This is a genomic window from Hymenobacter frigidus, assembly GCF_014640435.1.
Classification (GTDB): Bacteria; Bacteroidota; Bacteroidia; order Cytophagales; family Hymenobacteraceae; genus Hymenobacter; species Hymenobacter frigidus.
In genome coordinates this window covers 1-6,951 of sequence record NZ_BMGY01000080.1, presented here as the reverse complement: position 1 = coordinate 6,951, position 6,951 = coordinate 1, and the positions used below count along the sequence as shown (strand labels likewise).

The 6,951-nt window shown below is 57.3% G+C and carries 7 protein-coding genes and 1 pseudogene; 6 read left to right on the top strand and 2 right to left on the bottom strand.

Annotated features, from left to right (window positions below; all coding sequences use genetic code 11):
• Positions 1-65: 65 nt before the first annotated feature.
• Both IEW17_RS21150 and IEW17_RS21555 read right to left on the bottom strand, forming a co-directional pair.
• On the bottom strand, positions 66-395 hold the full coding sequence (locus tag IEW17_RS21150; RefSeq protein ID WP_229749174.1) for a hypothetical protein: 330 nt from the start codon (positions 393-395) through the stop codon (positions 66-68).
• 206 nt (positions 396-601) lie between these two features.
• Positions 602-730: pseudogene (locus IEW17_RS21555) on the bottom strand (IS3 family transposase); the annotation flags it as partial.
• Positions 731-1,207: 477 nt separating this feature from the next.
• On the opposite strand from IEW17_RS21555, the gene IEW17_RS20310 reads away from it, so the two are divergent.
• From IEW17_RS20310 to IEW17_RS20285, 6 genes are all read left to right on the top strand, one after another.
• Positions 1,208-1,570, top strand: a complete 363-nt coding sequence (locus tag IEW17_RS20310) for a hypothetical protein (RefSeq protein ID WP_188563895.1) — start codon at positions 1,208-1,210, stop codon at positions 1,568-1,570.
• Between the two features lie 670 nt (positions 1,571-2,240).
• Positions 2,241-3,425 (top strand): replication initiation protein, encoded by a 1,185-nt coding sequence (locus tag IEW17_RS20305; protein WP_188563894.1) that lies wholly within the window; start codon positions 2,241-2,243, stop codon positions 3,423-3,425.
• A gap of 161 nt (positions 3,426-3,586) precedes the next feature.
• Positions 3,587-4,378 carry a hypothetical protein gene (locus IEW17_RS20300; protein WP_188563893.1) on the top strand — a complete coding sequence of 264 codons (792 nt, stop codon included), beginning with the start codon at positions 3,587-3,589 and terminating at the stop codon, positions 4,376-4,378.
• A gap of 848 nt (positions 4,379-5,226) precedes the next feature.
• The gene (locus tag IEW17_RS20295; protein WP_188563892.1) at positions 5,227-5,727 is read left to right on the top strand and encodes a hypothetical protein; all 501 of its coding nucleotides are present in this window, start codon (positions 5,227-5,229) and stop codon (positions 5,725-5,727) included.
• A gap of 222 nt (positions 5,728-5,949) precedes the next feature.
• The gene (locus IEW17_RS20290) at positions 5,950-6,228 is read left to right on the top strand and encodes a DUF1294 domain-containing protein (RefSeq protein ID WP_188563891.1); all 279 of its coding nucleotides are present in this window, start codon (positions 5,950-5,952) and stop codon (positions 6,226-6,228) included.
• Positions 6,229-6,540: 312 nt separating this feature from the next.
• Entirely contained in the window at positions 6,541-6,882 is a 342-nt protein-coding gene (locus tag IEW17_RS20285) for a hypothetical protein (RefSeq protein ID WP_188563890.1), read from the top strand.
• Positions 6,883-6,951 lie beyond the last annotated feature (69 nt).

Here is a 6,951-nt window from a genome sequence, read left to right as displayed (position 1 = left end):
CGTGAGGTAAAGGCGGTAAAGCGTCATCGTAAGGTCCTAAAGTGGGCGTAGTCAAAACCACAAACTCAACCAGACGAATTATTGTTTTTTAACCAGTAGTAGTCAAAATACTCGGCGACGCTGGCCTGCGCATCGGCCAGGTCGGCAAAAACGGGCCACTCGCGGAGTTCGAACACCTCCGTTTTGCGGCGGGACCACAGGCTTTTATCTTGTGCGTTGTCGTAGCACTCACCGCGGCGGCTCCACGAGCGCAGGGCCCCGTGCTCGTGGAGCAGGGTGCGGTAGACGTCGCCGCAATGCTGGCCGCCGCGGTTGGAATACACGAACAGGCCCGGGGCGGGGGCATGGGCAAGCAGGTCCCGCTGCAAAGCCGTTGTGACGAGTGTTTCGGGCATGGTGGACCCCATGTGTCAGCTGACCACCTGCCTGGTGCACTGCTCCTGAAACGCGCATAAGTAGGCCCAAGAGCCGTTAGCGAGCGGTAAATACGTGATGTCCGACACCCACACCCAGTTGGCTTTGGTGGGCTTGGGCTGGTGGGGGCGCAGCGCAGCCCATGCGTGGAGTTGATCGTGCGCGGGGTGAAGACCTTGGGTTGCAGCGCGTGCAGGCCCCAGCGGCGCATGGCCGTGCGCAGGCGCTGGCGACCTACCCTATGCCCGTTCCGGCGCAAGGCAACTTGCAGGCGGCGGGTCCCATAACAGCGTTTGTGAACGCCAAAAACCTTCACCAGGGCCTTTTCCCAGACGGGCGTTTCCTTAGCTACGGCCCACTGCTGCCACGTTTACCATGGATAGTACCCACTGGCCGGCGCCCCGAGTACCTGGCAGAGCCGCCGCAAGGGGCAGTGCCCGTGTTCGGTGTCGATGAAGCGGTAACAGCTTATTGGTCTGGCGTATGCCAGAGCCTGCGCTTAAAACAGGCACTGGCGATGGCTTTTTCTAAAATCTCCGACTTCTGCGCCAGCCGCTGGGCTCGGGCCCGCAGCTGGCGCAGTTCGGCCGCCGCAGCCGGATCCAGCGCAGCCCCCAAGGCGGCCGCCACTGGCGTTTGAGCTGCTTTCTGTCACTGGTAAATGCGTTTCGGGTCGATGTTGAGTGCCCAGGCGGCGGCCTGGGTCGAGCGGCTCTGCTCAGATAGGCGCAAGGCTTCGGCGCGGAAGGCCGCGTTGTGGGTGCGGCGGTTATTGGGTTTTGGCGTGTCGTCTATGATGAAGGAAAGATACCACCCGGTTCTGGCCGGATTTACTCGACCACCTCAGCTGCGCGAGAACCGGCGCACGGTCCCCATCTACTTCGAGGAGCCGGGCGGGTCCGTGACCATGACCGGCGGCACCGGCGGCAAGGAGTCCACCCGCCGAATGTTTCCTCAGGTAGGGGCGACAATGTCCTTGCGCTGGTGTACGGTGTACATCAAAATCCACGTAGGCGCGACGGCCCTGCGCAACCAGAACCGATTCCACCATGCCTGCACGCTGCTGCTGAACAAGGAACGAGCTGAGGAGAGCCCCGGGCGCGCCGGCTACGCTATGTTTGAGCCCGACGCGGCCGACGCCCGCGGCTCCCCGTAGCTGGCCCACCAAATCAACCGCTACCGGCCGGTGCATCGGTGGAAAGTAGCGAGGTGTGGGCCATCATGGAACGTTGGCGCATCACCCCCCACCCGGCCTACCGCTTGGGGACGATGTCTTCCGGCGCATTTGCAAGACGTGGCGGCCCAAGCTGGTATCTTAGCATTTGGAGACGGCATTGGTAGGCAAACCGGTAGGTTAGCTCACCGATGCCACGCCGCCCCGGCCCCCGAAAGCTAACTGCGTTTCGGAGCTTTGTTTTTAAAGAAATAATTCACAAAAAAAGCTAGCTCTTTAGAAGGTTAAACTATATTAAAGTATTACCCTCTACGCAACTCATTGATTACCGGTGTCTTGAACGCGTCATGTGTAACTAAAAAGACGGCAAACGTAACCGAAAAGACGTTACCTGTAACTAAAAAGACGGCATCTGTAACCGAAAAGACGTTGGTCTCTTATTTTACCTGTAACCAAAAAGACGGTACCTGTAACTAAAAAGACGACACTTATCTGTAACCAAAAAGACGTTTGGAATCTGTCCTATGTGTAACCAAAAAGACGGTGGTTCCTTATTCTATGTGTAACCAGAAAGACGTTTAGAGTCGATTCTATGTGTAACTAAAAAGACGTTGACATTCTGCTCTACCTGTAACTAAAAAGACGGCACTTTATGCAACCGGAAGAGAACCCCAACCAACAGCTTGCCCAGCACAACGCGCTGATAAACGCCCGTTTTTCGATGATACCGCTGCAAATGCGGCTGTTCGTGTCTATGCTGGCCCGGCAGGATTTCGGGCAAACCGAGTTCCGCAGCCACCTTATTCCTATTAAGGAATTGATACTCGATTCACAAAGCGGGTCGGCCTACGAACGGGTAGACGCGATGTGTCAGAGCATCATGGAGTTTAAAATCTACATCGAGAAGCTGGAGCCCCAAACCCGTCGTCGCACCAAAAAGCCGGCCTTTACCTACATCAATCTGATTTCAACCGCCAGTTGGGAGCCCGAACTGGGCGGGGTAGTGGCCAGCTTCAACGTGGATGCCCTGCCCTACCTGCTGCAACTTCAAGAGGCCGGCAACTTTACCTTGGCCGACCTCGAAGAGGTGCAGAAGCTCAAAAGCCCTTCTGCCCTGCGCATCTACTGGCTGCTGAAAGAATACGCAGAATTTGGCCGGCGCACCATGAGCGTGCAAGAACTGCGGTTCGTACTCGATGTGCAAGACCATGAATACCCCCAGTTCAGAAGCTTTAAGGCCAAGATACTGGAACCTGCCCGCGACCAGCTTTCCCTCACCGACATACCCTTCTCCTACGAGGTACAGCGGCAAGGGAAAATAGTGCAGCGTGTTAGCTTTCAGTTTGCGCGCAAAGCCTCGGCCAAGAAAGCACCCGTCTTGCCGGTGGACGCCTGGGGCACCGCGCTGCTGGAACTGGGTTTAAAGCCTGATAGCATCAAGCAAGTGGAAGCCCAGCTAAAAGCTAAAGAATACGACGAGGGATATTTGCGCTTCGTCATCGAAAGAGTCGGGGCGCAGCACCGACTGGGTAAAATCAAAAAACCCGCCGGGGCCATCTACAAGGCATTGGTAGAAAAATACCTGCTATCAGACTACCTAGAGAGCCAGCGCGCGGCTGCTCCACCAAAAAAGGCGCTTGCTGCAAAAAAAGTGGCGGCGGCGACTGCGGAGGTTGCTTACCCCGTGGCCGAAGTACGGACCATGTACGACAACCCTGGGCCCTTCGCCAAGAAAGACCGTTTGCCCACCTTCGAGGAGCATTTGCAGGCCATCTACCTCTCCCAAGGGTTTAGCGTAGAGGAACGGGACGGCCTACAATGGCTCGTAAAAAAATAAGGAAAGGATGGTGCAACTGAGCTAGGTAATAAACGCCCCTGAGCACCTCATTATAGGTCCTTCTGGCGCTGTCTAATAATAACGCCGGTCCACAGCGCATTTCTTTTGCTCATGCTTCTCCGCTGCTGATTGCGCAGGCGCTGACGGATGCCAACGCCCGAATGGAGCGTCACTTCCCCGGCCTGGGCTGGTCCACGTGGGGCGATGTGCTCCGGGAACTCCAACTCGACCTGTTGGTGCACGGGAAAGCCGTGAGCTTTGATTGGCAAGACCTCGCGCGCCGGATCCAGGCCCTGGCCGCGTATCCGGAACTGCCCGCGGCTATTCCGCTTACGGACGGACAGACGGCCGCGGAATTGGTAGCGGAACTCAATACTTACCACCGGCAGGCCGTCCCGGCGCTGGCTGAGGTGCAGGCCAGCGCGCAGGCGTGTGGTCCGCTCGCTTACGCCTTGCTAACGCAATTAGCCCACCGCCATGCACTGGCGGCGCGCGGCGATGATGCAATCCAGGACGCAATCCAGCAGCCGGTGCATACCCTGTGTCCGCCGGCCCCTAAAACGCTCGTGCCGCTGACCGGTCCAGCCGAGGGCACGAGCGGTTCGTTGGAAGAGAGCAGGGAGGAGCCCGGGTTGGTTTCCCCGGTGTCCAGCATGTTAAAAAAGAAACCCCTTTCCGTTCGGCGAAACGCACCGAAGCGGCGCACGTTTCGCGACATTGTCGAGCATCACCCGCGAGGGGATGGCAAGTTCGGGTTCTCGGTGTGCGAAATCTGCACCACGATGCATATTAGTGCCGCTTCGCTCACGCATGCGCGCACGAACCCGGGCCATTTGATGGTGGAGAAAATAGTGGCGTTAGCTGGGGTGATGGGAGAACACCCGTTGCACGTCTTGGGAGACTTATTGACCGAAGCAGCAGGGAAGAAAAGAAGGAAAAGAAAAAATGAGTAACGCCGTTTTAATCGATGCAGAACGATTCAGTGAAGGCATACCAAACACACCGGACCAGGAAAATGGAACTGAAATACGCTCATAATTTAATTGGGAGGGATAATACCTAACCGGTTTTAGTTGGTACAAAACTAGTTAAAATCGTATTTAATACTTTTACAGTCAGCATCTTAAGCACAAAATACCTCAGGTTTCTTGCGTTCCCTAGAGCCGCACCTGAATCAAGGAAATGGGGTACAAAAAGGTACTAATTAGACGAGGGATTTATGCTGTTTAGTACTTACTATCAGTTATTTATACGTGTTGACAAGGGAGGCTGCTGACAGGAAAGAACGTCGAAGCACGTGCTAACGCGGTACGACGACAGCTGGCACCCTTGGAAACGGCTCTAGGCACAGGAACCAGTGGTAGGAGAGCTGTGAACTTTCAGCCGGTCAGCCTACGGGATGGACGTAAATCCCTGACCTTTGCCGGGTACCTACTGTTGGCCTCGGTTAAACGTTTGGTACAGAAATTAACGAGGCGCTTCCAGATGGGGCACCTACCCGCTCATATCCCGCGTTCAGCGGTTATGAGGGCTGTTTGTTCAGGGGAACTCCCTAGTTCTGTGCAATATGCCTCAGCGTTCAGTGTTGAGCAAAATGAGCAGAATATGCGCTAGCTTGGGTCAGATTACTTGTTCAGCAATCAACGTGCAATTAACGCTGTCCGCGCGATACGGAACCGATACTTCAACGCTGCAAATAGCCACCTGGGTGCCCCAAACGTAGGTTTTCTGCTGTGAGAACGCCCCGTCAGCACCCATGCCCCTATAAGAAGCGACGGTTGACGAGCTCGCCCATTACCTTTTGGACCAACCGTTTAACCAAGGCCACAAGTCCTCGTTTACCACCACCCAGCTGTCCATGAGCCAAGAGTCACCCATCATTACACCGGGTCATATCCAGCAGGCGAAAGCGGCCTTGCGCGACGCCGGCATTCCGGTGGCGGTGGGCAATCAGGCCCTGGACCTTGCCACCGCCTTCTACCACAACACTCCCCAGGTCAGCCAAACGGACGCGATGCGCCGGGAGCGCAACCGCATCCAGGACGAACTGGAAACCGTCAGCAGCCAGCTGCTACAGGAGCGCCACAAGACGCATCGGCTGGAAGAGGAGTTAGCAGCCGCCCGGCAGTTGCCCAAAGCGCACCAAAATAAGGCCTACAGGCTGCGTAAGCAGCTGCGGGCGATACTGGCCGTACTTCAGCACCCCCACGCGAAGGAGACGTCCAAGCTCAAACGCATCGCCAGGCTGGTCGCCGGGGCCTTGGAGGTGGAAGAAGACCCAGAGCAGGGGGTTCTGGGGTAGTGGCCGGCAGGATTTCCTCAGGAAGAATCCCTTATCCCCACCTTTTCCTTGAACGCAACGCAATAAATTGCGGACCCGCTGGAGCAATCTTTGTCTGCCAACCCACTGGTACCCCGTCTTCCCCGCCCCTTTTTGAACCCGCCCAACCGGTTCAGACCCCTGCCGCGACCACCCGGGCCGAAACCCGGAACAGACGAATCCGAAAGGCCCGCCTCCCGCCCCATGAAAATACTGCTGAGTTGCCTGTTGTTTTTCAACCTGCTGTGTTTCGGGCTCTTCGCCCTGGATAAACGCAAAGCCCAACGGGACCAGCGGCGCATGGCCGAAAAAACGCTGCACCTGGCCACGCTGCCGGGCGCGGCGCCCGGCGCGTGGGCGGCTATCTGGCTGCTGCACCATAAAAACCGCAAAGCCGCTTTCTGGGACGTAACCCTGGGGCTAACGCTGCTGCAAGGGGCGGTGCTCTATTTCACGTGGCCCTGTTTTCAGGCGCCGTTGTAACCGGGTTAAACGGCTGCCTGCGGGGAGCTGGTTCATGCACCAGGCAAGCACGGGGCGTTCCGGAGCCGAAGCGCAGCGGCGGTCATTCGATAGGATTCACAAAAACGACCGTGGCTGTTGCAGAACTCACTGGTCCGTTCAGAAACAAGAGAGGGGAGCGCTGAGGCACGTGTAAAAGACCCGTTTGAACACCTTTCCAGCGTCGTCAGGCGCGTTGAGTGTTCGCTTGGCACGGCCGCTCGGAGTTCTGTAACAGCCACGACCGTTCTGATAAACTCCTCGCGTAGATTTACCAGCGAAAGTCTGCTTCCCATGAGTGCTTCCTGGTTCGCCCGCCTCACGCTCCCCTCCCAGCCGCTCGGGCTGCGCCTGCTCGTGCTCGCGCTAAGCATCGGGGGCCTAGGAGCGGCCGTCACGAGCGCCGGCGTGCTGGGGTACGTGGCCGTTATCTCCGGGCAGTCGGGGCTGCTGACCGCGTGGATGACCCTGGAGGCCGTCCTGCTCATGGCGGCCACCGGGCACGCCGCCCTGAGACGGGCGCGCCGGGGGCTCGGCATTTTCTTGTTGCTGGCCGCGTGCGCGGTGGCAGTCGTTCTGCTGTTTTGGTCCTTGTTTGTGGTCGTCGTAACGGGAATGCTTTTTGGGGGCAAGTGAGACCTGAGGTGGTCTATTTAAGCAGGAGATACTGTGTTAAAAAGCAAGGAAGTGAGCAAGTTTTTTTAC